We start from the raw sequence: 22,150 nt of genomic DNA, 5'->3' as shown, positions 1-22,150 counted from the left end.
CTATAGTAGTTTTAAGTTAGAAATCAGCACCGTTGCATACGCCGAGATCCCCTCTTCCCTGCCGGTAAAGCCGAGCTTCTCCGTAGTAGTGGCCTTGATGGAAACATCATCTTCATCAACCCCCATCACAGCGGCAAGGGTACGTTGCATTTCCGGTATATGGGCTTTCAGCTTGGGGCGTTCGGCGCAGATGGTAGCATCAATATTGCCGACGGAATAGCCTTTGGTTGCGATAAGTGCTACGGTTTTCTTCAGCAGCACCTTGCTGTCGATATTCTTGAACTCGCCTGCCGTATCGGGGAAGTGGTAACCGATGTCGCGCATATTCGCCGCACCCAGCAACGCATCGCAAATGGCGTGGATAAGCACATCCGCATCCGAATGTCCCAACAAGCCTTTTTCATGTTCCAGGCGAATGCCACCCAACCAAAGTTCACGCCCCGCCACCAACTGGTGGACATCGAAGCCAAAACCTACGCGTATCTTCATATTGTTTATCCTATTTAATATTATGAATACACGAAAGTACGGAAAAAAAGCGAAGTGACAACAAAAAATAAACTGAAGATTACTAACGGATGTGGAAGTCGAGCACTTTCTCCGCGCCCAGATATCCTTGCAGATGCTGCCCCACACTGACGGGACCTACCCCCGCAGGCGTACCCGTAAACAGTAAGTCACCGATTTTCAACGTCATGAAGCGGCTGACGTAAGCAATGATGTCATCGACTTTGAAGAGCATGTTCGAAGTATTGCTGTGTTGCATTTCCTTTTCATCAATCGTCAGGCGGAAGTCCAGGTTCTGCACATCGCCGCCTGCCTGCTCCAAAGGAACGAACGTGCCGATGGCTGCCGAGTTATCGAACCCCTTGCAGAGCTCCCACGGATTGCCTGCCTCGCGGAACCGGCGTTGCAAGTCGCGTGCCGTAAAGTCGATGCCCACCGTCACTGCATCGTAATAGCGATGCGCAAAGCGCGGCGCAATGTTCTTTCCCAAACGGCAGATGCGTACCACAACTTCCGTTTCGTAATGTACTTCGTTGGAGAAATCGGGGATAAAGAAAGGTTTCCCGTCCTTCAGCAGGGCCGAGTCGGGCTTCAAGAAGATGACAGGTTCTTTGTTTTCCTGCGTGTGCCCCAGCTCTTGGTTATGCAGGGCATAGTTCATTCCTACAGCAATAATCTTCATTACTTGATTTCGTTAAAGTTCAACCGGTTAAACATCACTGCCAGATGGGCATAGAGGGAAGTATTCTGAACGACAATGTTCTCCGGTACGCGGATACGGAACGGGGTGAAGTTCCACACGGCCTTGATGCCGCCCTCCACCATGGTATTCGTAATCTGCTGCGCTATCTCGATGGGGACTGTCAGCACACCGATGTTGACGTCGTACTCCTGCATCTTCTGCTTGAAGTCGTCGGAATGGTAGATGGGAATGCCGTTCAGCATGGTGCCCACCAGCTCCGGGTTGACGTCGAACGCCGCCACAATCTCCAGGCCGAAGTGGCTCAGACCGGAGTCGCGCAGCAAGGCGCCTCCCAGGCTTCCCACACCGAATAGAAAAGCTTTATGTATATTGGTAAATCCCAGGAAGTCTTCCAGCACGGCAATCAGTGTATCGACCTCGTAGCCCACGCGCGTACGGCCGGAGATGTTGACGTACGACAAGTCTTTCGCTATCTGCGAAGCATCGATATTGATTTCCTTGGATATCTGAGTGGACGATACGAAGCGCTCGCCTTTCTGTTTCAGCAACTTTACATTCGAAAGGTACCACGGAAGACGGCGCAAGGTGGGTTCCGGCACCTTCATGGTTTCTTTTTTCTGTAACGAACTGCTCATAGCCTTTTATTTAAGTTCTGGATTTTGAGATTGACAAAAATACAGTTTTTTTTCTAATCCGACGTACGGATGGATTAAAAGCTTAACATAAATTCCACAAAACTACTATCGGGACGCAGATTGCAGCAAAGGCAAACTGAGGGAAACTCCCACCGAACGGTACTTCAGGCGCTCGAATCCCACAAATACACCGATACGCGCCACGCCCGGCAAGCCTGCCGAATAACCCACTTCGGTATAGGGACGCTGCTTGTAAAGAGCGATGGAACGGAGGTGCAACGCTTCGTCGAAGAGCTTGTCCGAAAGGAAAGGAAGCTGCTTGAGAAGCAGATAGGGGGTGTACCAGGAGACATTGGCCTGCGCCCAACGGGTGTTGGTGGACAAAGCATAGTTATCGAGCAGGTTGAAGCCGACGTCGAACGAGCGTTCCGTCACCCAAAGGTCGGTGGATGCAATGTGCTTGAAGTCGGGGAATTGCAGGTGCTTTGCATCCCAGAACGAACCTGCATTGACCGACCATAGCAGGCGGTTGAACATACCGAATTCTACCTTCTGCCTGGCGGAGAACTGCATCAGATGGTAGGAAGTGAGGTAACGGCTGCCGTCCACGGGGAAGGCACGGTCGTACTGCACGGAGAAAGTGGGATAGCGGGAATCTTCGTACACCTTCTTGCCTTGGGACATGTGGTAATAGTGCGCCGGGGTGTACTCCAAGCCGAACGAGGCTTTCAGCAGATCATTACCGGGCATCGGGCAGAAGGAGCGGTTTTCCGGGATGTTCGGTTCGGCTGTTCTTTTGAACCAACTATGGTGAATATGGTTGTCCAGCATACTCCTGCGCTGCCAGGAGAGGGAGGAGGAAAAGAGCAATCCGTTGAGGGGCTCTATGGCATGGCTGGCAGTGAGGAATGTCTGCTTGTAGAACTTGATATGATTGTGCCCGAACAGTGCGCTGGAAAAGGCGTTTATCAGGCGTGACTCACCACTCTCGCCGTTATAATCGGCAGAGGTGGTACCTCCCGCAAATGACAAACGGCCCAAACGCCGGGGAGCATAATCCAAAGTCAACTCGCCCTGCCCCACCCAGTCCTTGCGGGCGGTGGTATAGTAGAAGGAAGGTGTAAAGCGAAGCGAGGAAGAGGAGGAGAGGTCAATACCCATCTTCAGTTTTGCCCCCAGCCAGAAGCCGTCGACGAAGTTATATTCGGGGATATAGGAGGTAAAGTTCGACAGTGTCAGCCAAGCCTTTTTATTGTGGGTGGTGAAGGTCTTTCCAAACAGAAAAGTGCTCACTACACCGCCTTCGCCTCCCGGTTTACGAGGGTTTATCTTATCCAAAGAGTCTTTTTGCAGAGTCTTCACTTCCTTGTACTGATAGCTTTGCAGTTCTTCCTGCCGCAAGGGAACGCTGCGCACCGTGTCCCAATAAAGAGCATCTTTCTTGTCGGCCAGCGAATCTATCTGCGTATTTGCCCTTACGCGCCTTGCAGGCCGTTCGTATTTATGTTGCTTCGGGGGCGTGGCATCGGCCAGCACCTTCTTTGCCGGTTCAGAGGCTTTCGCCGGTTCGGTAGTTTTCGGCACTTGCTTCACGTCGGTCTTTATATCGGTATAGTGCACGGCTGCCAGGTAGGACGCTTCGGCCTTGAAGCCCATGGCGTCGATAGTAGTGGACATCGTGGTAGAAACCGGCAGGAAGATATCCGGCTGCACTTCTTTGCAAATGACTTTGGCCTTCGCCTTCATTCCACTGCCCCGCACGTTGACATCGATGGCGGAGACGCACCACAAATTTTCGACGATAAACAAATCTCCCTCCATCAGTCGGGCATCCGCACGTCTGGGGATGACGCGTATCTTATTGACCATCCGCCCGTTTTCCATAAAATAGCCGTCCAGTCTGAAGCGGTAGAACGAGAAGGCTTTGGGGTTCAACGGGGAAACCTTGCCGAAGACTTCCGGTGCATAGAAGTTGATTGTAGTCAGCCCCATATCAATCTGGAATTCTTCCGGAAAGGAGTTCTTGGATGCCAGGACGCGTTTGCTCCAAACGTTGGGCGCCTTGAAGGTCACTATCTGTTGCTCTTCCAGCAAAAACAGCTTTCCCAGCAGCTCTTTCGATTCTTTCCGCACCTCTTTGGAGAGTTTCAGTATAGCGGGGATAGCTGTCCCCTTCCCCGTGCCTTTGAGATAAGTCCCTGCGGTAAAGCCTTTTACCTGGGTACGATAATAAGAAGCGCGTGCTATGGCCTTACGCATCACGGCATAGGCAGGGTCCTCGCCACCTTTCACTATATTGACTTCCGGCAGGGAATAGACACGCTCGGCAAGGGTGATGTTCTTCTCATAATCGTGTTCAGGCATCCGGAAAGAGAAGCTTTGGGAAGTGAACCCCAGCGAAGATACATCGCAGGTATATTGTCCGGCAGAAAGCTTGGTCTGAAAGCGTCCGTGCTCATCGGTAGTAAAGCCGGACTTGGTTTCGCGCAGATAAAGGGCGGCATAGGGAATCGGATTGCCGGCATCATCGACCACGGAGCCTTTGAAGGTTTGCCCGAAAGAAAGAATAGTTATGAAGTTCAAAAAGAATAGCCAGATAAATCTTTTCATGCTTTTTACATTTTAATGTAGTATTCATCTTCTTATTGGACGACAAAAGTACCAAAAGATTGCAAGATTCCGGGCAAAATATTACTTTTGATCTTCCTAAATAAATAGAATATGAAGAATAATGATTGGAAAGACCGGCTGAATATAGTGTATTCCACCAACCCGGATTATGGTTACGAGATGGAAGATGATGAGGAACAAACCACACTTCCGGCTGCACAGCAACGCCTGCGCGTACAACTGGACCGCAAGAACCGGGGCGGCAAAGTCGTTACCCTCGTCACCGGCTTCGTCGGCACGGACAATGACCTGAAGGAACTGGGAAAGTTACTGAAAAGCAAATGCGGTGTAGGCGGAAGTGCCAAGGACGGGGAAATCATCGTGCAAGGTGACTTCAAGTTAAAAGTACTGGAACTGCTTAAAAAAGAAGGATATACGCAAACCAAACCGATAGGATAATCTATCCCTTCTGAAACGGATACGAAAAACGGCCGCTACGGATAATTCCGTGCGACCGTTTTTACATTTATTTCTATCAGAACAGAAACTTATTCAGCGCGCAAAGTGAAACGCTTGAAGTCTACGATCTTCAGTTCAGGATCTGCTTCTTTCAGCACTTCTCTAACTGTCTTCTTAGCGTCCATAATGTCTTCCTGGTTCAGCAAACAAACTTCTTTCAAGAACTTGCCCAGACGACCCTTGGCAATGTTCTGAATCATCTGCTCGGGCAGATGTGCAGCCTTTTCAGCAGAAACGGTAGCAATGATCTCTTTTGCCTTTGCTACATCTTCAGCTGTAATCCAACCTTTGGACATATTGCTTTCCATGTGGTCTTCGCTGTCTACGTGAGCAGGATTGATACCTGCTTTCTTCAGAGCAGCTTCTACAGCCTTCTGTACTTGTTCTGCTTTTGTCTTCTCAATGGCAACTTCGATTTCTTTCTGCTTCACTTCTTCAGAAACGCCGTCTTCGTCAATTGCAAGCGGGTTCATGGCAGCAATCTGCATAGCCACTTGCTTTGCCAACTGCTCGTCAACTACCTTGTTGAAAGCAACGATGGTGCAAAGACCATTTCTATTCATGTGATTGTAAACAACAGTTTGTGCACCCTCTACGGTCATGTAACCATCAAGTTCCATCTTTTCACCCGTGATACCGCTACGGTCAACTACAGCATCCTGTACAGTACCATTGCCCATCGGAAGCGCTTTTACTTCGTCCAATGTCTTGCACTTGTTAGCTACAGCAAGATCCAGAATATCTTGAGTCAGTTTGATGAAGTCAGCATTCTGAGCTACAAAGTCAGTTTCGCACTTCAAAGCTATGATAACGGCAAAGTCACCGGTAGTCTTAGCCAAAACGCAACCTTCAGAAGCCTCGCGGTCTGAACGCTTAGCGGCAACAGCCTGTCCTTTCTTACGGATAATTTCCATTGCCTTGTCGAAATCGCCTTCTGCCTCAGTCAAAGCATTCTTGCAATCCATCATACCAGCACCGGTCATCTTGCGGAGCTTGGTTATATCAGCCATTGTTACAGCCATAATATTTTCCTTTATATTTTAGAATTAATAAAAAAAGTAGTTAGCAGTCAGTAGTTAGTAGCAAGTAGGGGAATGTACTGCTTACCTAAGTCAGCAAATAGAGCATCCTCTACTTACTACCAACTACTTACTACCAGCTACTTATATAATTAAGCCTCTTCGTCTTCCTTCATGAAAGCAGCAGCCTTTGCTGCATTGATTGCTTCCTCGTCAGATTTGTCGAGTCTTGCTTTCGCAACTTTCTTCTTGCCTTTGTTGGCAGGAGCTTCGCCGGCAGCTTCCATATCTACCTTTTCAGCTTTGCGTTCTTCCAGACCTTCCTGCATAGCAGCGCAGCAAGCGTCAAGGATAACTTCTACTGACTTGGTAGCGTCGTCGTTAGCCGGAATTACGAAGTCAATGTTCGTCGGGTCAGAATTCGTATCAACGATACCGAATACAGGAATACCCAGACGGTTAGCTTCGCGAACTGCAATGTTCTCTTTCATTACGTCGATCACGAACAGAGCAGACGGCAGACGAGTCAGGTCAGCAATTGAGCCCAAAGTCTTGTCCAACTTAGCACGTTGACGGGAGATTTGCAGAATTTCTCTCTTAGAAAGGTTTGAGTAAGTACCATCGCTTGTCAATTTGTCGATAGTAGCCATTTTCTTCACAGCCTTACGGATAGTCGGGAAGTTAGTCAACATACCACCCGGCCAACGCTCGATTACATAAGGCATATTTACAGATGCAGCCTTGTCGGCAACCACCTGCTTAGCTTGTTTTTTAGTAGCAACAAACAGGACTTTCTTTCCTGATTTAGCGATTTGCTTCAAAGCTTCAGCAGCTTCGTCTATTTTAGCAACCGTCTTGTTGAGGTCAATGATATGAATACCATTGCGCTCCATGAAGATGTAAGGAGCCATTGCCGGGTTCCACTTTCTTTTCAAGTGACCGAAGTGGCAACCAGCCTCCAATAATGTATCAAAATTTGTTCTTGACATTTTGTTTTAATCTTTAATTCGTTTACTTTCTTTTTTGTTTCTTCTAAACCAACCGCCGGGTAGCCTGTCCAAATGAAGAGTCCCGGTAGTTTAGATACTAAACGCTGTTCAGTTTACGCGGTCATCAGTTGACAGTTGGCGAGACAAAACCTTGCCCACTCGTTAACTTGTCCACTTGTTAACTCAAACTGATTAACGTTTACTGAACTGGAATCTACGACGTGCTTTCGGTTGTCCCGGTTTCTTACGCTCAACAGAACGCGGATCGCGAGTCATGAAGCCTTCAGCGCGGAGAGCAGCCTTGTCTTCAGCATTCATCTTCACCAGTGCACGGGCGATAGCCAAACGCAAAGCCTGAGACTGTCCGGTGAATCCACCACCGCAGAGGTTAACCTTGATGTCGTACTTTTCAGCAACACCCAGCTTGTTCAACGGTTGTTTAACTACATACTGAAGAATAGTTGATGGAAAGTACTCTGCGAGGTCTCTCTTGTTAATAGTAATCTTTCCAGTACCTTCGCTTACGAAAATGCGTGCAATTGCACGTTTACGTCTGCCTAATGCATTTACTACTTCCATTATCTCTTATTTAAGTGCGTTAATATCAATCATTTTCGGGCTCTGAGCATCGTGTTTGTGCTCGCTGCCGGCATATACGTACATATTGCTCAGCAATTTAGCGCCCAATTTATTCTTAGGCAGCATACCCTTTACTACTTTTCTCAGCAACTTGTCATCACCGTTCGGTTTTGCCTGCAAACGAGCAGGAGTGATTTCTCTCTGACCGCCGGGATAACCTGTATATGACAGATATACCTTGTCATTCCACTTGTTACCGGTTAATTTTACTTTGTCGGCATTGATAATGATTACATTATCGCCACAATCTACGTGAGGGGTAAAGTTTGGTTTATACTTTCCTCTCAACAGTTTCGCAACTTTTGCGCCCAGACGGCCTAAAACCTGGTCTGTAGCGTCAACAATGACCCATTCTTTAGTCACTGTAGCTTTGTTTGCAGAAATGGTCTTGTAACTTAAAGTATCCACTCTTAATTGTTTTTTTAAATGTTACTACTAAAATATTCTCTTCACCACAAGCCAACCGTCCCGGACTATGGATGATTAACTCGCTATGAATTAAATGCTTATCCTTTTGAGATAATAATCGGCTTGCAAAGGTACGGTTTTTCTAATAACTGGCAAAGATTTTCTTCTTTTTTTTAGGAAGCCACCCGGCTGATATACAATAAAAAAAGTAATCCTCCGAGGTAGTTTACACTTCCCCAGAGGACTATTCCGACCGCTCTTCCTCTTCAGGATAAGAGCATATATTTACCGTTACCGAACAAGATCTTCGGGAAATTTAGCCGGCATGTTCACCCGTTTCCATGTTTCGTGAAACCAGGTATTCAATTCATTCCCATTCAAATCTTTGGCTATGAAATATTTCAGATACATCACCCCGTCTTCACCCATTTCAAATTCCAGTACATTGTCCTTATGGTCCAGCATGGGCAGATGGATGTTCTTCTCAATGCTTTCTTTATAAGAATTGTCCGTCAACTGCCGATAAGTACCGTAGCCCGTGATGATGGCATCCGAACCGGGAATAATTGTAAAGTTGACGATACGGCCGTCATCACTCAAGACTTTGAATGTATTGCTCGGCTTCAATATTCCGGGAACATCCGGAATTTCGGACACATAGTGGCACAACTGCCAGATACCTGTTAAATCGGCGGGTTTAAAGTTTGCACTTTCCTGCGCCTTGGCTCCTGCTACCGCAAGCAGCATCGCTGCAAGCATGGTAAAGAAATACTTCCGTTTCATATTCATATGGTATTGATTAGGTTATGCCGTTCCATGTGTCACAAATATAAAGATTTCTTTTGAGAAAATAACACTTTTGGGCATAAAAAAAGCCCACACAACGCAAAGTTTGTGCGGACTTCTTTTTTAGAAGTATTTTATTTCAGAATGATTAAAATTCTGCGTTGCGCGGAGTACGCGGGAACGGTATCACGTCGCGGATATTCGTCATACCTGTCACGAACAGCAACAGACGCTCGAATCCCAGACCGAAACCGGAATGAGGACATGTACCGAACTTACGGGTATCAAGATACCACCACATATCCTTCATCGGGATGTGGAGTTCGTCGATACGCGTCATCAGCTTGTTGTAGTCGGATTCGCGCTCGGAACCGCCAATGATTTCACCAATCTTCGGGAACAACACGTCCATGGCACGCACGGTCTTGCCGTCTTCATTCTGCTTCATATAGAACGCCTTGATCTCCTTCGGATAGTCAGTCAGGATAACCGGACGCTTGAAGTGGTCTTCCACCAGATAGCGCTCGTGCTCTGAAGCCAGGTCGACTCCCCAGTATACCGGGAACTCAAACTTGTGTCCTTTAGCAACGGCATCTTCCAATATCTTGATGCCTTCCGTATAAGGCAAACGAACAAAGCTTTCCTTCAATACGCCTTGCAGACGTTCAATCAAGCCCTTGTCGAACATATCGTTGAGGAACTTCACATCATCGGCACAGTTGTCCAAAGCCCACTGCACACAGTATTTGATGAAGTCTTCCGCCAAATCCATATTGTCCGTAATATCGTTGAACGCAACTTCCGGCTCAATCATCCAGAACTCTGCCAAGTGGCGGGGAGTATTGGAGTTCTCGGCACGGAACGTAGGACCGAATGTATAGATGGCACCCAATGCCGTAGCAGCGAGCTCACCTTCCAACTGTCCGGAAACCGTCAAGCTTGCCTGCTTTCCGAAAAAGTCGTCATCATAAATAATGGAACCGTTCTCGTCCTTCTTCAAGTCGTACAGGTTCTTCGTTGTCACCTGAAACATCTGGCCGGCGCCTTCGCAGTCGGAACCCGTGATGATAGGCGTATGAAAATAGAAGAAACCTCTTTCATGGAAGAATTGATGGATGGCAATCGCCATGTTATGACGGATGCGGAACACTGCACCGAATGTATTGGTACGGGGACGCAGATGGGCAATCTCGCGGAGAAACTCCATGGAGTGTCCTTTCTTCTGCAACGGATATGTATTGTCGCAAGTTCCCAGCACTTCTATTTCACGGGCTTGTATCTCGGCTTTCTGTCCGGAACCTACCGATTCCGTCAGCACGCCGTTCACACTCAAACAAGCACCGGTAGTGATGTCCTTCAGCATATCTTCATCGAAGTTGCCCAAATCTACTACCACCTGCACATTATTTATTGTAGAACCGTCATTCAGCGCGATAAAGTTTACTTGCTTACTACCTCTGCGGGTGCGAACCCAGCCTTTCACGTTGACCATAGCGCCAAAATCTTCGCGCTTCAACAGGTCAACAATCTTTGTTCTACTAATCTTTTCCATAAAACAGTTATTATACCTTATTATATATATTACTCAAAAGAACCCATGCGCAGGTAGTTCACCTCTTGTTCCGTGAGGTAACGCCATTCGCCGCGGCGCAGGCCTTTCTTGGTTAAACCGGCAAAGAACACACGATCCAGCTTCATAACCTTATATCCCAGCGATTCGAAGATACGACGCACGATACGGTTCTTGCCAGAGTGGATTTCGATACCTACATCATCCTTCTTGAAGTCATCCGTATAGCTGATGGCATCTGCATGGATTTCTCCGTCGTCCAGCTGAATGCCGGCTGCAATCTGCTCCATATCGGCTTTTGTCAGATTCTTGTCCAAGTGTACATGATATATTTTCTTTTTCAGATACTTGGGATGCGTCAGCTTGGAAGCCAAGTCACCGTCGTTTGTCAACAACAACACACCCGTAGTATTACGGTCCAGACGGCCTACCGGATAGATGCGTTCGTCACAAGCGCCTTTCACCAGATCCATCACCGTGCGACGTGCCTGTGGATCATCCGAAGTCGTCACCGTATCTTTCGGTTTATTCAGCAGAACATAAATTTTACGTTCGATGCTCACCGTCTGATCGTGGAACTTCACTTCATCGCCACGCTTGATCTTGGTACCCAATTCAGTAACCACTTCTCCGTTTACCGAAACAACTCCGGCAGTGATAAATTCATCAGCTTCACGGCGAGAACATACACCGGCATTGGCCAGGAACTTATTCAAGCGGATCGGCTCGTTCGGATCAACAAACTGTTCTTTGTATTCAATCTGTTTCTTCTTGCTGTACTTTGCATTGGGATCGTAATCATCCGTGCGGCGGATGGGACGACTGTAACTATCTCTGTTTCCGTATCCACCGGGTCTTCCGCCACCATTCGAGTTGAAGCGCGGACGATAAGGACGGTCACCTCCTCCATTGTTTCCATAAGGACGTTGCGGGCGATCGCCACCTTCGCTGTTATAGCGCGGGCGGTAAGGACGGTCACTGTTGCCATAAGAGGAGCGCTCGCTATTGTAAGGACGCTGCGGACGATCGCCGCCTTCGCTATTATATCGCGGACGTTGCGGACGGTCACTGCTGCCATACGAACGTTCACTGTTGTAAGGACGCTGTGGACGGTCACCACCTTCGCTATTGTAGCGCGGGCGATAAGGACGGTCGCCGGAGTTGTTGTAAGAGCGTTGCGGACGGTCGCCACCTTCGCTGTTGTAGCGCGGACGATAAGGACGGTCACTGCTGCCATACGAACGTTCACTGTTATAAGGACGCTGCGGGCGGTCGCCACCATTTTCTGCATTAGGATTAAAACGCGGGCGATAAGGGCGTTCACTGTTGTAAGGACGCTGCGGACGCTCGCCGTTTTCACTGTTAAATCTCGGGCGATAAGGACGATCGCCATTTTCACGGTTGTAAGACGGACGGCTGTAGCCTCCTTCTTTGTTAAATTGGTTACCATCACGGCCGGCAGCAGAGTTCTCCTCTGAGGATGAAGCATCACGCCAAGTTTCGTTTTCTGTACTCATTGTTTTTATTCGAATAAAATTAAACCTTGGCCTCACGGCCATTCATTTTCTCTATTATAGCTAAATTACAAATTTATTTAGTAGTCTATAAACAATCGCCGGATTAAAAGGTTGAACGCTCTTCCGGCGGTTTTGCATTTGCTTAAATTCCCGTATACGTATGAGGAGTAATTACACGCAATTCTTTCTTTATATCTTCACTCACATTCAACCCCTCGATAAACTCCTTGATGGAAGCTTCCGTAATAGCCTGGTTGGTACGCGTCAAAGCCTTCAATGCCTCATAAGGATGCGGATAAGCCTCGCGGCGCAGGATGGTCTGAATTGCTTCGGCCACCACACTCCAGCAGTTATCCAGATCGCGATAAATAGCCGGCTCATTCAGCAGCAACTTGCGAAGACCTTTCAAGGAACTTTGGATAGCGATTACGATGTGTCCGAACGGTGTACCTACATTACGCAGCACAGTAGAGTCGGTCAGGTCGCGTTGCAAACGTGATACCGGCAACTTCACAGCCAAATGCTCCAGAATAGCGTTCGCTATGCCCAGGTTACCTTCTGCATTTTCAAAGTCAATCGGATTCACCTTGTGCGGCATAGCACTGGAACCTACTTCACCGGCTTTAATCTTCTGCTTGAAGTATTCCATCGAAATATATTGCCAGAAGTCACGATTCATGTCAATCATCACCGTATTGATGCGCTTCATGGCATCGAAGATGGCAGACAGATTATCATAGTTCGAAATCTGAGTAGTATACTCTTCACGTTCCAACCCCAGCTTTTCAGCGACAAACTTATTACCGAATACCTTCCAGTCATATTCAGGATAAGCCACATGATGAGCATTGTAGTTTCCGGTAGCGCCACCAAACTTCGCCGTCACCGGGCAAGCCTTCAACGCAGCCAACTGCCGTTCCAGGCGATACACAAACACCATGACTTCCTTTCCCAAACGTGTCGGGGAAGCCGGTTGTCCATGCGTCTTGGCAAGCATCGGAATCTCTGCCCACTCTTCTGCATACGTGCGAAGCTGAGCTATCAGTTCTTCAATCTGAGGATAGTAAACTTGTTCCAATGCTTCCTTTATGGACAAAGGAATAGAAGTATTATTGATATCTTGCGAAGTCAGTCCGAAGTGGATAAACTCTTTGTAGTCATCCATTCCACCCAGCTTATCAAACTCTTCTTTCAGGAAATATTCCACAGCCTTTACATCGTGGTTCGTCACGCTCTCAATGTCTTTAATACGCTGAGCATCGGCTTCGGAGAAATTGCGGTAGATGTTTCTCAAGGTTTCAAACACAGCCTTATCCACACCTTTCAACTGCGGCAAAGGCAGTTCGCACAGTGTGATAAAGTATTCCACTTCCACCTGCACACGGTATTTTATCAGCGCGAATTCTGAGAAATAAGCAGCCAAAGCATCAGTTTTGCCTCTGTATCGACCGTCAATCGGAGAAATTGCGGTAAGTAAATCAAGTTTCATACGTCGTATTTTGATAATTATCGGACTGCAAAATTACTGTTTTTTTCTGAGTAATAAGGTATAAAGTGATAATAAAGTTAAGAAAGGACGTTAACAGATAAAAAAATAGCCCTACAATCACTTGCAAGGCTATTCATACATATATTAAATTATAGTGGGCGTTGACGGATTCGAACCGCCGACCCTCTGCTTGTAAGGCAGATGCTCTGAACCAGCTGAGCTAAACGCCCTTTTGGAGAACGAAAGTGCTTGGATTTTTGTGTGGGCGTTGACGGATTCGAACCGCCGACCCTCTGCTTGTAAGGCAGATGCTCTGAACCAGCTGAGCTAAACGCCCGTACACTTCCGTTTCAAAAGCGATGCAAAGGTACAGCTTATTTTGACATTACCAAAACTTTTGCACTCTATTTTGCAATATTTTTTTCATCAAACAGCAACCTGCATTGTTTTTCAAGCAATTAGCTTATTCCTCTTTTGCAATATTTTTTCGGATTACCTTGGCCGGATTACCAACAGCGATGCTGTCGGACGGAATATCTTTGGTCACTACACTGCCGGCACCGATGATGCAACGGTCGCCAATCGTCACTCCGGGACAGATGATGGCACCACCGCCAATCCAGCAATCTTCGCCTATCGTCACCGGATAGGCATATTCCTTTTCCGAACGACGTTCCATATAGTTCATAGGATGATGGGGCGTATAAATCTGCACACAGGGGCCTACCAGCGTATGGGCGCCGATAGTGATGTAGCCTCCATCCAAGAAAGTGCAGTTGGCATTAACAAAGACATGTTCGCCCAGGCGGATGCCGTCGCCATGGTCGCAATGGAAAGGCGGGCAGATGATGGAGGTAGCAGGAATACCCGGCACCAAATCTTCCAGCAATCCCCGATAGGCCTCATCGTAAGTACTCAACATACGCATCTTTGCCAGTAACTTCTTGGCGTGTTCAAACTTTACCTGTATCTCCGGAGCGGCCATATCTGCCAGTTGGGAGCTACGCATTTTTTCGACTTCGTTCATAAGGATTCTGTTATAACAATGAGGCAAAGATATGGATAAAAAGCCAAAAGTCCTCTGTTTTCTATAAACAAAAGGAGGACGCCGCGCGGGCATCCTCCTTATTCAATTTCATATCTAAACCGGCTTTACTTATATTCCTGCCAGCTCTTAATCTGAATATCCTCCAGCTTCATCTCACAGAACGCCTCGATGAACGCGCTCGCCAGGCGGGCATTCGTTATCAACGGGATGTTGTGGTCGATGGCACCGCGACGGATCTTATAGCCGTTCGTCAACTCACGCTTCGAGTGGTTCTTCGGGATGTTGACAATCAGGTCGAACTTATGCTCGGCAATCATCTTCATCACGTTGTTCTCGGCATCAGCACGCTCATCGGGCCAGTAGACGGCCTCAGTATTCACGCCGTGCGCATTGAGGAAAGCAGCCGTACCTGCCGTGGCATAAATCTTATAACCCTTGGCAAACAGCATGCGGCTGGCATCCAGCAAGTCCACCTTCGACTTCATGGCACCTGAAGAGAACATCACGCCCTTCTCGGGAATTTTGAAGCCCGTAGCAATCATCGCATTCAGCAATGCCTCGGAGAAGTCATCACCGATGCAGCCCACTTCACCCGTAGACGACATGTCTACGCCCAGCACCGGGTCAGCCTTGTGCAGGCGGGAGAAAGAGAACTGCGAAGCCTTGACGCCGATCCAATCAATGTCGAACGCCGACTTGTCGGGACGCGTATAAGGAGCGTCGAGCATGATGCGTGTAGCCGTTTCGATGAAGTTGCGCTTCAGCACTTTTGAGACAAACGGGAAGCTGCGCGATGCACGGAGGTTACACTCAATCACCTTCACCTCGTTGTTGCGAGCCAGGAACTGAATATTAAACGGACCGGAGATATTGAGTTCCTTCGCAATCTGGCGGCTGATCTTCTTGATGCGGCGGGCCGTGGCGAAGTAAATCTTCTGTGCCGGGAACACCAGCGTAGCGTCGCCGGAGTGCACACCGGCAAACTCAACGTGCTCGGAGATGGCATATTCCACCACCTCGCCGTTCTGTGCCACAGCGTCGAACTCTATTTCCTTGGTATTCTGCAAGAACTGAGACACCACTACCGGATATTCTTTCGATACCTCGGCAGCCATCTTCAGGAAGTTTTCCAGTTCCTCTTCGTCGTAGCATACGTTCATCGCTGCACCTGAAAGCACATACGACGGACGCACCAGGACGGGATAACCTACCTTCTCAACGAAGCCTTTCACATCGTCCAGGCTGGTAAGTTCCTGCCATGCAGGCTGGTCAATGCCCAGCAGATCGAGCATGTGAGAGAACTTATTACGGTTCTCGGCACGGTCGATAGAGATGGGCGAAGTACCCAGGATGGGCACTGCCTGGCGGTGCAACTTCATGGCGAGGTTGTTCGGTATCTGTCCGCCCACGGAGACGATGACGCCGCGCGGTTGTTCCAGGTCGATGACGTCAAGCACGCGTTCGAAGGAGAGCTCGTCGAAGTAGAGGCGGTCGCACATATCATAGTCGGTAGAAACCGTCTCAGGGTTGTAGTTTATCATGATGGACTTGTAGCCCAGTTTGCGAGCCGTCTGCGTGGCGTTCACCGAGCACCAGTCGAACTCTACGGAAGAACCGATGCGGTAGGCGCCGGAGCCGAGGATAATGACCGACTTCTCGTTCTTATAATAATTCACGTCGTAACCCTGCGCGGAGTAGGTCATGTAGAGGTAGTTGGTCAGTTCGGGATGCTCGCTGGCGATGGTGTTAATGCGCTTCACGGCAGGGAGGATGCCCAACTCTTTGCGGCGGGCGCGAACAATCAGGTTCTCCTTCTCCATGTTGCCCTCGGGTTTCAACACGAAGCGGGCAATCTGGAAGTCAGAGAAGCCCAGCACTTTGGCTTCGCGCAACACGTCGGCGGGGATGTCCTCCACCTTATTATATTGAGAAAGTTTCTGCTTGTAGTCCACGATGTTCTTCAACTTGCCCAGGAACCAAGGGTCTATCTTGGTCAGTTCGAAGATGCGGTCGATGGTGTAACCCTTCTCCAAAGCCTCAGCGATGGCGAAGACGCGCAGGTCGGTAGGATGAGACAGTTCGTAATCCAGGTCGGCAAATTCCAGGTCTTCGTTGCCCACGAAGCCGTGCATACCCTGGCCTATCATGCGCAGACCTTTCTGGATGATTTCCTCGAAGGTACGTCCGATGGACATGATTTCGCCCACCGACTTCATGCTCGAACCGATTTCGCGGCTGACGCCGGCAAACTTCGTCAAGTCCCAGCGAGGGATTTTACAAATCAGGTAGTCCAATTGAGGAGCTACGTAAGCAGAGTACGGGGTTCCCATTTCGCCGATTTGGTCGAGCGTATAGCCCAGCGCAATCTTGGCGGCCACAAATGCCAGCGGATAGCCGGTAGCCTTGGAAGCCAGTGCGGAAGAACGGGACAGACGGGCGTTCACCTCAATCACGCGGTAGTCGTTGGTCTCGGCGTTGAAGGCGTACTGAATGTTACATTCGCCCACGATGCCCAAGTGGCGGATACATTTGGCAGAAAGTTCCTGAAGCATCTTCACTTGCTCGTCACTCAACGAACAGGTAGGAGCCACCACGATAGACTCGCCGGTATGGATGCCCAGCGGGTCGAAATTCTCCATGCTTGCCACGGTGAAACAGTGGTCGTTGGCATCGCGGATCACCTCGAACTCGATTTCTTTCCAGCCTTTCAGCGATTCTTCTACAAGGATTTGTTTGGAGAAGGTGAAAGAACTTTCGGCCAGCTTGATGAAAGCCTCTTCGTCCGGACAAATACCGCTACCCAGTCCGCCCAAAGCGTAGGCGGAACGCACCATCACCGGATAACCGATTTCGCGAGCGGCTGCCAGTGCATCTTCCATACTCTCTACGGCATGGCTCTTGGGAGTCTTCATCGGGATTTCGTCGAGCTTCTTCACGAAGAGATCGCGGTCTTCGGTGTACATGATGGCTTCTACCGAAGTACCCAGCACGCGCACACCGTACTTCTGCAGGATGCCGTTCAGGTAGAGTTCCGTACCGCAGTTCAGTGCCGTCTGTCCGCCAAAAGCCAGCAGAATGCCGTCGGGCTGTTCTTTCTTGATGATTTCTTCTACGAAATAGGGAGTCACCGGCAGGAAGTAAACCTTATCGGCAATGCCTTCCGACGTCTGGATAGTAGCAATGTTGGGGTTCACCAAAACGGAACCGATACCTTCTTCACGCAAAGCCTTCAATGCCTGCGAACCGGAATAGTCAAACTCTCCGGCCTGACCGATCTTGAGCGCACCTGAGCCCAAAACGAGCACTTTCTTTAAATTCTTTTCCATATTCTCTTGTTGTTGTCTATAAGTTTCTTCCTTCACGTTCCGGCACAAAAAAAATGCGTTACCCAATAAAGGATTAACGCATTACCAAAGAACTAAAAATATCTTTTTCGGAAAAAGAGAAATCAACGGCTCCCGAATGATATTCATTCGAACGGAGATTATATTTGCTTCTCATTTCCTGCGGTTGCATAGTCGTTTTAAAATTTTTGCAAAGTAACGACTTATTTACGAAAAGAACAAATAATCGGGAAAGGATTTTTCAGGATTACTTTAAAGACATTTCGGTAATAGCAGACTTGATAGCATTGACATAAGACAAATGCGATTCCCTTGCGATTAAGTGTATATAAACATCTCTATCTGATTCTATTCTTAATGAAGTATTTATAAACCTGACCATATTATGGGAAAACGTATATCGGTCAAACATCTTAGAAAACAAATGACTCCTGAATTCTTGTGGTGTCATACTTTGATCTCGCCTGGCAATATCGTGCATATCATCACAATAGAAATAGAGGATAGTATTTTCATTATCCAGCAGAAAGCCTGCAATAAAGTTAGATATCTCAAATAATATACTGGGTGGCGTCGCATGTGCCCCGGAAACTCTTTCCAAAGTAACATCTACAATCTCCACATTACCTAATGCCTCTATAATATCATCCGGCAACACAGATTTCTCAAAGGATTCCATCAGCACAAGATATCCATCGCCATCATCCGTACTGATAGGATATGTAATCTTCATTGATTATTTTTTATTTGAAAAGTAGAAGTCTTTTTTATTGCGCAGTTCTTCCAACCGAGACATTTTTCTATCTCTCAGTTTGTCCATCAAGTCAACAAGAGCCTTAGACGGTTTCTTGATAACTAATGTATCTTGGGGGTAAGGAGAAGTTTTCATATTACAAAGATACATCAATACATCAATACATCAACACATCCGCCAAACAAAAATCATCTCCTAATCAGTTTTTTAACATAGCTTATTTCAGAATAGGGCATATTTCATCACAATATGAATGCATTCTTTACATTCGTCTCAACTGCTCCTGCCCCGCTCCGCTTCCTTTGTATTTACTCTTCGACACATTGAACTTGTAGCGCAGCGTGATTCTCATTTCGCGCTCCGATTTATGTGAGAAGTACATGCTATGCTTGGTGCCCGAGTAAATAGTAACTGGTACCTGCCCGCTCCGGAAAAGGTCGCGCACATCGAACTGAACAGAAAGACGGTCTTTCAAGAACGCTTTGTACAGCGAGAGGTCTGTGCGGAACATCCCCTTCTCCATTCTTATATTCTCCGTATTTCCTTCGGTGGCAGCATTCATCAGGATGGAGAGCATCACCCACTTCGTATCGAATGTATTGTTGAAACGGAACGTACCCATAGGATTGCTGACGGACTTGCCTCCATGCACCTCCATGTCGTACCATTGCTTCGTCACAGCCATTGTGAGCGAAGGGCTCCAGATGCCCACCTTGGGCTGGAAGGTAACCGACGCATTCACCTGGTCGTAAGCACTGCCATTGATGGTTTGCAACAATGTCATACTCGGCTCATCCTTATAAGTATCGCTATAACTGGTAATAGGGTCACTGATATGCGAATAAACAGCATTCATGCTGAACCACTTCCAGGCCACACCGAAATTGACGTTATTATTGATTTGCGGCACCAGAAAGGGATTACCCGTTTCGTACGTATAGCGGTTGGCATAGAGCACACTGCTTCTCAACTGCCAGTAAGAAGGGCGATTGACGTCGGTAGCATAGCCCAACTGGAAATCAACGTCTCCCAGCGTAGTAGAGAGCGAAACGGTAGGGAACAGATTATTGAATACACGACTCTGCTCGGGCAAGTATTTTCCATCCTCGTAATAGTCAAAATTGATATTCTCATACCGCAAACCTGCCTGCAACTGCACGGCGCCTATCTGCCGGGCATACTCCACGAATGCCGAAGCCATACCTTCCTGGATGCGGCTGCGGTCGTCGTCGATAAAGCCCACAGGCAGCACCGTGTAAGTAGTTTTGCGTTTGGAGTAAGAATACTCGCCTCCGAAGTCCAGCTTGCCCTCCCACAGGGGAGTAGACAACACCAGTTTGGAAGCCGTCAACTGGCTTCGCTTCAAGGTTTTGGTATCGATGGTCTGATTCTCCGGCGTACCCCCTACTTCCTGATATTGTTCTGCGGTAGAGATGGGCGAATCGTCTTTATTCCAGTACCAGTCGGCATTAAAGTCGATGCTCCATTCGCCTATCTTGCCGGTATAATAAAGATTCGCCTGCATAATAGTCTCCCGTTCATTTTGCGTCAGATTGCTGGTAGAGTTTTCTACAAGCTCCCCGTCGCGGACAACGGTACTCGCCAAATCCATCCAGGAGTCACCGCCCGGATAACGGTCGTAGCTGAAACTCACTCCGATGGAGTGGTTGGGATTGAACATATAGTTCAAGCCCAGCTTGCCATACGGGTTTGTACGGGGAGTCTCACCGTATATTTCATTGGTCTGCTCCCACGTATTGTCCAAATAGGTATATTGTTTCAGCGTTTTGTAGTCACAAGCTGTGGTATTCGACATATAAAGCATACCGATAAGGTCGAAACCGCCCTTGCGGTAGTTGAAATTAAAACGTCCCGTTTCGTCCCACTGCGTGTAGTTGCTATAATTAAAGATGGCACGGGCATCAAAACCGAATCCCTCACCCTCTATCTGCTTGGTGGTGATGCGGATAACGCTCTTCACGCTGGCGCTGTACCGGGCACCCGGATTGGTGATAACCTCCACGTTCCGGATATTATCGGAACTAAGTCGTTCCAGTTCCATGGCATCCGTCATCTTCCGTCCGTTGATATAGATTTCGGGCGTTCCCCGGCCAAAGACTTCTATCTCACCGCCATAGGCCGTCACATTGGGGATGCGGTCCAGCAATTGCTCCATGCTTCCTGCCTTTTCGAGCACGGTGCCCGCCACGCCCGTCACCATGGCGTCGCCTTTCATGTGGGTTTTGGGGAGTGTACCCTTCACCACCACTTCACCCAGCATTTCAGTGGAAGGTTGCAGATTGACGGTACCCATATCGGACTTGCGCGGTGCGTAGTACGTATCGTAACCGATGGAAGTGAAGCGTAGCAGTTGTGCCTTCTCCTCCACGTCAAAGGCAAATGTTCCGTCTTCTTTCGAAATGGTGCCCGACACAAAAGCCGAGTCGGGCAAAGAGAGGGCGACGATATTGGCAAAACCCATCGGCTCGCCTTGTTCGTCTACTATTTTTCCGGTGATGTTTTGCGCATTCAAACTTATGAGTGCAACCAGTCCGACGGCTGTCAGGATTACTCGTTTCATAGTAATTTATGTGTGTTTAGTAAAGTGTTAAATACTCAAATAGGAGTATAATAAGGCGCAAAATTATCGAAAGATATCAGAAAAGAAAAAAGGAAGAAGCAAAAATGTGAAAGACAGGAACAAAACTTGTTTTCCCCGCAACAAAGAGTTACCTTTGTGCCTATCGTAACTTAGAATATAACCTTTATTCTTAGAAATAAAAGCTTTATTCTTAAGAATAAAAGCTATATTCTTAGGAATAAAGGTTATATTCTAAGTTTTCCTTGCGAAGCAGACAAGTTTGCATTGCAAGGAAAACAACTAAACATCGTATGAACCAAAGTAAGAATAAGCAATGCCCAACTATGTAATGAAAAAAATGCCCGACCTGAAAGGAACGGGCGAAACAATCACCTATCCGCAGATGGTGATGACGGGACAAACCAGTACCCGCGAGCTCGCCGAATACATCGCCATGAAGTGCGCTTTTTCCAAAGGAGTCACCGAAGGAGTGATTTGCGAACTGGGCGAAGCACTGGCACACGAAATGGGATTGGGGCGTTCAGTAAAAATAGAAGGTCTAGGCGTATTCACCCCGACGCTGGCGCTGTTTCCGGATAAAGAACGGGAAAAGCCGGAAGAGAACGCCACCAAACGAAATGCCAAAAGTATCTACGTAGGTGGAGTGAACTTCCGCGTGGACAAAGCATTGTTAAAAGAAACCAATGAATGGTGTCACCTGCAACGCGCCCCCTGGAAGCCCGCGTGCTCATCAAATAAATACACTGCCGAACAACGATTATCCCTTGCGCAGCAGTATCTGAACGAGCATCCTTACCTCACCGTCAGAGGTTACCAGCAGCTGACGGGATTAGTACGAGCCACCGCCACCGTGGAACTGCGGAAATGGGCGCATACTCCGGGGACGGGCATCGGAACCAGCGGGTATGGGAGCCACAAAGTATATATAAAGAGGGAGGAAGCCGGAAATCTTTAAAAAGACAGAAACACCACTCGCTATAGATGAAAATAATAGTATCTTTGCAAACTGCT

Annotated in this window: 18 protein-coding genes and 2 tRNA genes; 2 read left to right on the top strand and 18 right to left on the bottom strand. The window is 48.0% G+C overall.

What is annotated here, in order from left to right; all coding sequences use genetic code 11:
• From ispF to AAE250_RS19380, 4 genes are all read right to left on the bottom strand, one after another.
• Positions 1-489 carry a 2-C-methyl-D-erythritol 2,4-cyclodiphosphate synthase gene (gene ispF / locus AAE250_RS19395; RefSeq protein ID WP_294599248.1) on the bottom strand — a complete coding sequence of 163 codons (489 nt, stop codon included), beginning with the start codon at positions 487-489 and terminating at the stop codon, positions 1-3.
• 82 nt (positions 490-571) lie between these two features.
• Positions 572-1,189, bottom strand: coding sequence for a fumarylacetoacetate hydrolase family protein (locus AAE250_RS19390; protein ID WP_294599251.1), 618 nt, complete (start codon positions 1,187-1,189; stop codon positions 572-574).
• Positions 1,189-1,845: a redox-sensing transcriptional repressor Rex gene (locus tag AAE250_RS19385; RefSeq protein ID WP_294599253.1), complete on the bottom strand. Its 657-nt coding sequence runs from the start codon at positions 1,843-1,845 to the stop codon at positions 1,189-1,191. Before AAE250_RS19385 ends, AAE250_RS19390 begins: the two co-directional genes overlap by 1 nt.
• A gap of 105 nt (positions 1,846-1,950) precedes the next feature.
• Positions 1,951-4,455, bottom strand: a complete 2,505-nt coding sequence (locus AAE250_RS19380) for a DUF5686 family protein (protein WP_294599255.1) — start codon at positions 4,453-4,455, stop codon at positions 1,951-1,953.
• Positions 4,456-4,566: 111 nt separating this feature from the next.
• Here AAE250_RS19380 and AAE250_RS19375 point away from each other — a divergent pair, with 111 nt between their 5' ends.
• Positions 4,567-4,914 carry a translation initiation factor gene (locus AAE250_RS19375; RefSeq protein ID WP_294599257.1) on the top strand — a complete coding sequence of 116 codons (348 nt, stop codon included), beginning with the start codon at positions 4,567-4,569 and terminating at the stop codon, positions 4,912-4,914.
• A gap of 89 nt (positions 4,915-5,003) precedes the next feature.
• On the opposite strand, the gene tsf is transcribed toward AAE250_RS19375, so the two are convergent.
• The 14 genes from tsf to AAE250_RS19305 all read right to left on the bottom strand — a co-directional run bounded on the left by tsf (position 5,004) and on the right by AAE250_RS19305 (position 21,118).
• A complete protein-coding gene (gene tsf / locus AAE250_RS19370; protein WP_294599259.1) occupies positions 5,004-5,996 on the bottom strand; it encodes a translation elongation factor Ts in 993 nt (330 codons plus the stop codon).
• A gap of 149 nt (positions 5,997-6,145) precedes the next feature.
• Positions 6,146-6,982, bottom strand: a complete 837-nt coding sequence (gene rpsB / locus AAE250_RS19365) for a 30S ribosomal protein S2 (RefSeq protein WP_294599262.1) — start codon at positions 6,980-6,982, stop codon at positions 6,146-6,148.
• Between the two features lie 192 nt (positions 6,983-7,174).
• Complete coding sequence (gene rpsI, locus AAE250_RS19360; RefSeq protein WP_195358294.1) at positions 7,175-7,561, bottom strand: 30S ribosomal protein S9; 387 nt, start codon at positions 7,559-7,561, stop codon at positions 7,175-7,177.
• 6 nt (positions 7,562-7,567) lie between these two features.
• Positions 7,568-8,029 (bottom strand): 50S ribosomal protein L13, encoded by a 462-nt coding sequence (rplM, locus tag AAE250_RS19355; RefSeq protein WP_294599267.1) that lies wholly within the window; start codon positions 8,027-8,029, stop codon positions 7,568-7,570.
• Positions 8,030-8,320: 291 nt separating this feature from the next.
• Positions 8,321-8,812, bottom strand: coding sequence for a DUF4488 domain-containing protein (locus tag AAE250_RS19350; RefSeq protein WP_294599270.1), 492 nt, complete (start codon positions 8,810-8,812; stop codon positions 8,321-8,323).
• A gap of 151 nt (positions 8,813-8,963) precedes the next feature.
• Positions 8,964-10,367: an asparagine--tRNA ligase gene (gene asnS, locus AAE250_RS19345; RefSeq protein WP_294599273.1), complete on the bottom strand. Its 1,404-nt coding sequence runs from the start codon at positions 10,365-10,367 to the stop codon at positions 8,964-8,966.
• A gap of 29 nt (positions 10,368-10,396) precedes the next feature.
• On the bottom strand, positions 10,397-11,902 hold the full coding sequence (locus AAE250_RS19340) for a pseudouridine synthase (RefSeq protein WP_294599275.1): 1,506 nt from the start codon (positions 11,900-11,902) through the stop codon (positions 10,397-10,399).
• Between the two features lie 142 nt (positions 11,903-12,044).
• On the bottom strand, positions 12,045-13,391 hold the full coding sequence (gene purB, locus AAE250_RS19335) for an adenylosuccinate lyase (protein ID WP_294599278.1): 1,347 nt from the start codon (positions 13,389-13,391) through the stop codon (positions 12,045-12,047).
• Positions 13,392-13,546: 155 nt separating this feature from the next.
• A tRNA-Val gene (locus tag AAE250_RS19330) sits at positions 13,547-13,621 on the bottom strand.
• Positions 13,622-13,653: 32 nt separating this feature from the next.
• Positions 13,654-13,728, bottom strand: a tRNA-Val gene (locus AAE250_RS19325).
• Positions 13,729-13,854: 126 nt separating this feature from the next.
• On the bottom strand, positions 13,855-14,418 hold the full coding sequence (locus tag AAE250_RS19320; protein ID WP_294599281.1) for a sugar O-acetyltransferase: 564 nt from the start codon (positions 14,416-14,418) through the stop codon (positions 13,855-13,857).
• Positions 14,419-14,543: 125 nt separating this feature from the next.
• Positions 14,544-17,765: a carbamoyl-phosphate synthase (glutamine-hydrolyzing) large subunit gene (gene carB / locus AAE250_RS19315; RefSeq protein ID WP_294599285.1), complete on the bottom strand. Its 3,222-nt coding sequence runs from the start codon at positions 17,763-17,765 to the stop codon at positions 14,544-14,546.
• Positions 17,766-18,030: 265 nt separating this feature from the next.
• Positions 18,031-18,516, bottom strand: a complete 486-nt coding sequence (locus AAE250_RS19310) for a hypothetical protein (protein ID WP_294599287.1) — start codon at positions 18,514-18,516, stop codon at positions 18,031-18,033.
• A 283-nt stretch (positions 18,517-18,799) separates the two neighbouring features.
• Positions 18,800-21,118, bottom strand: coding sequence for an outer membrane beta-barrel family protein (locus AAE250_RS19305; protein ID WP_294599289.1), 2,319 nt, complete (start codon positions 21,116-21,118; stop codon positions 18,800-18,802).
• A gap of 334 nt (positions 21,119-21,452) precedes the next feature.
• On the opposite strand from AAE250_RS19305, the gene AAE250_RS19300 reads away from it, so the two are divergent.
• Positions 21,453-22,094 carry an HU family DNA-binding protein gene (locus AAE250_RS19300; RefSeq protein ID WP_294599292.1) on the top strand — a complete coding sequence of 214 codons (642 nt, stop codon included), beginning with the start codon at positions 21,453-21,455 and terminating at the stop codon, positions 22,092-22,094.
• Positions 22,095-22,150 lie beyond the last annotated feature (56 nt).

Origin of the sequence: Bacteroides sp. GD17 (assembly GCF_038448625.1) — a bacterium.
Taxonomy (GTDB): domain Bacteria; phylum Bacteroidota; class Bacteroidia; order Bacteroidales; family Bacteroidaceae; genus Bacteroides.
This window is presented reverse-complemented; position numbering and strand designations above follow the sequence as displayed.

Coding starts and splice junctions, on each gene's coding strand:
- ispF (WP_294599248.1), bottom strand. CDS start 489: ATGAAGATACGCGTAGGTTTTGGCTTCGATGTCCACCAGTTGGTGGCG.
- AAE250_RS19390 (WP_294599251.1), bottom strand. CDS start 1,189: ATGAAGATTATTGCTGTAGGAATGAACTATGCCCTGCATAACCAAGAG.
- AAE250_RS19385 (WP_294599253.1), bottom strand. CDS start 1,845: ATGAGCAGTTCGTTACAGAAAAAAGAAACCATGAAGGTGCCGGAACCC.
- AAE250_RS19380 (WP_294599255.1), bottom strand. CDS start 4,455: ATGAAAAGATTTATCTGGCTATTCTTTTTGAACTTCATAACTATTCTT.
- AAE250_RS19375 (WP_294599257.1), top strand. CDS start 4,567: ATGAAGAATAATGATTGGAAAGACCGGCTGAATATAGTGTATTCCACC.
- tsf (WP_294599259.1), bottom strand. CDS start 5,996: ATGGCTGTAACAATGGCTGATATAACCAAGCTCCGCAAGATGACCGGT.
- rpsB (WP_294599262.1), bottom strand. CDS start 6,982: ATGTCAAGAACAAATTTTGATACATTATTGGAGGCTGGTTGCCACTTC.
- rpsI (WP_195358294.1), bottom strand. CDS start 7,561: ATGGAAGTAGTAAATGCATTAGGCAGACGTAAACGTGCAATTGCACGC.
- AAE250_RS19350 (WP_294599270.1), bottom strand. CDS start 8,812: ATGAAACGGAAGTATTTCTTTACCATGCTTGCAGCGATGCTGCTTGCG.
- asnS (WP_294599273.1), bottom strand. CDS start 10,367: ATGGAAAAGATTAGTAGAACAAAGATTGTTGACCTGTTGAAGCGCGAA.
- AAE250_RS19340 (WP_294599275.1), bottom strand. CDS start 11,902: ATGAGTACAGAAAACGAAACTTGGCGTGATGCTTCATCCTCAGAGGAG.
- purB (WP_294599278.1), bottom strand. CDS start 13,391: ATGAAACTTGATTTACTTACCGCAATTTCTCCGATTGACGGTCGATAC.
- AAE250_RS19320 (WP_294599281.1), bottom strand. CDS start 14,418: ATGAACGAAGTCGAAAAAATGCGTAGCTCCCAACTGGCAGATATGGCC.
- carB (WP_294599285.1), bottom strand. CDS start 17,765: ATGGAAAAGAATTTAAAGAAAGTGCTCGTTTTGGGCTCAGGTGCGCTC.
- AAE250_RS19310 (WP_294599287.1), bottom strand. CDS start 18,516: ATGAAGATTACATATCCTATCAGTACGGATGATGGCGATGGATATCTT.
- AAE250_RS19305 (WP_294599289.1), bottom strand. CDS start 21,118: ATGAAACGAGTAATCCTGACAGCCGTCGGACTGGTTGCACTCATAAGT.
- AAE250_RS19300 (WP_294599292.1), top strand. CDS start 21,453: ATGCCCAACTATGTAATGAAAAAAATGCCCGACCTGAAAGGAACGGGC.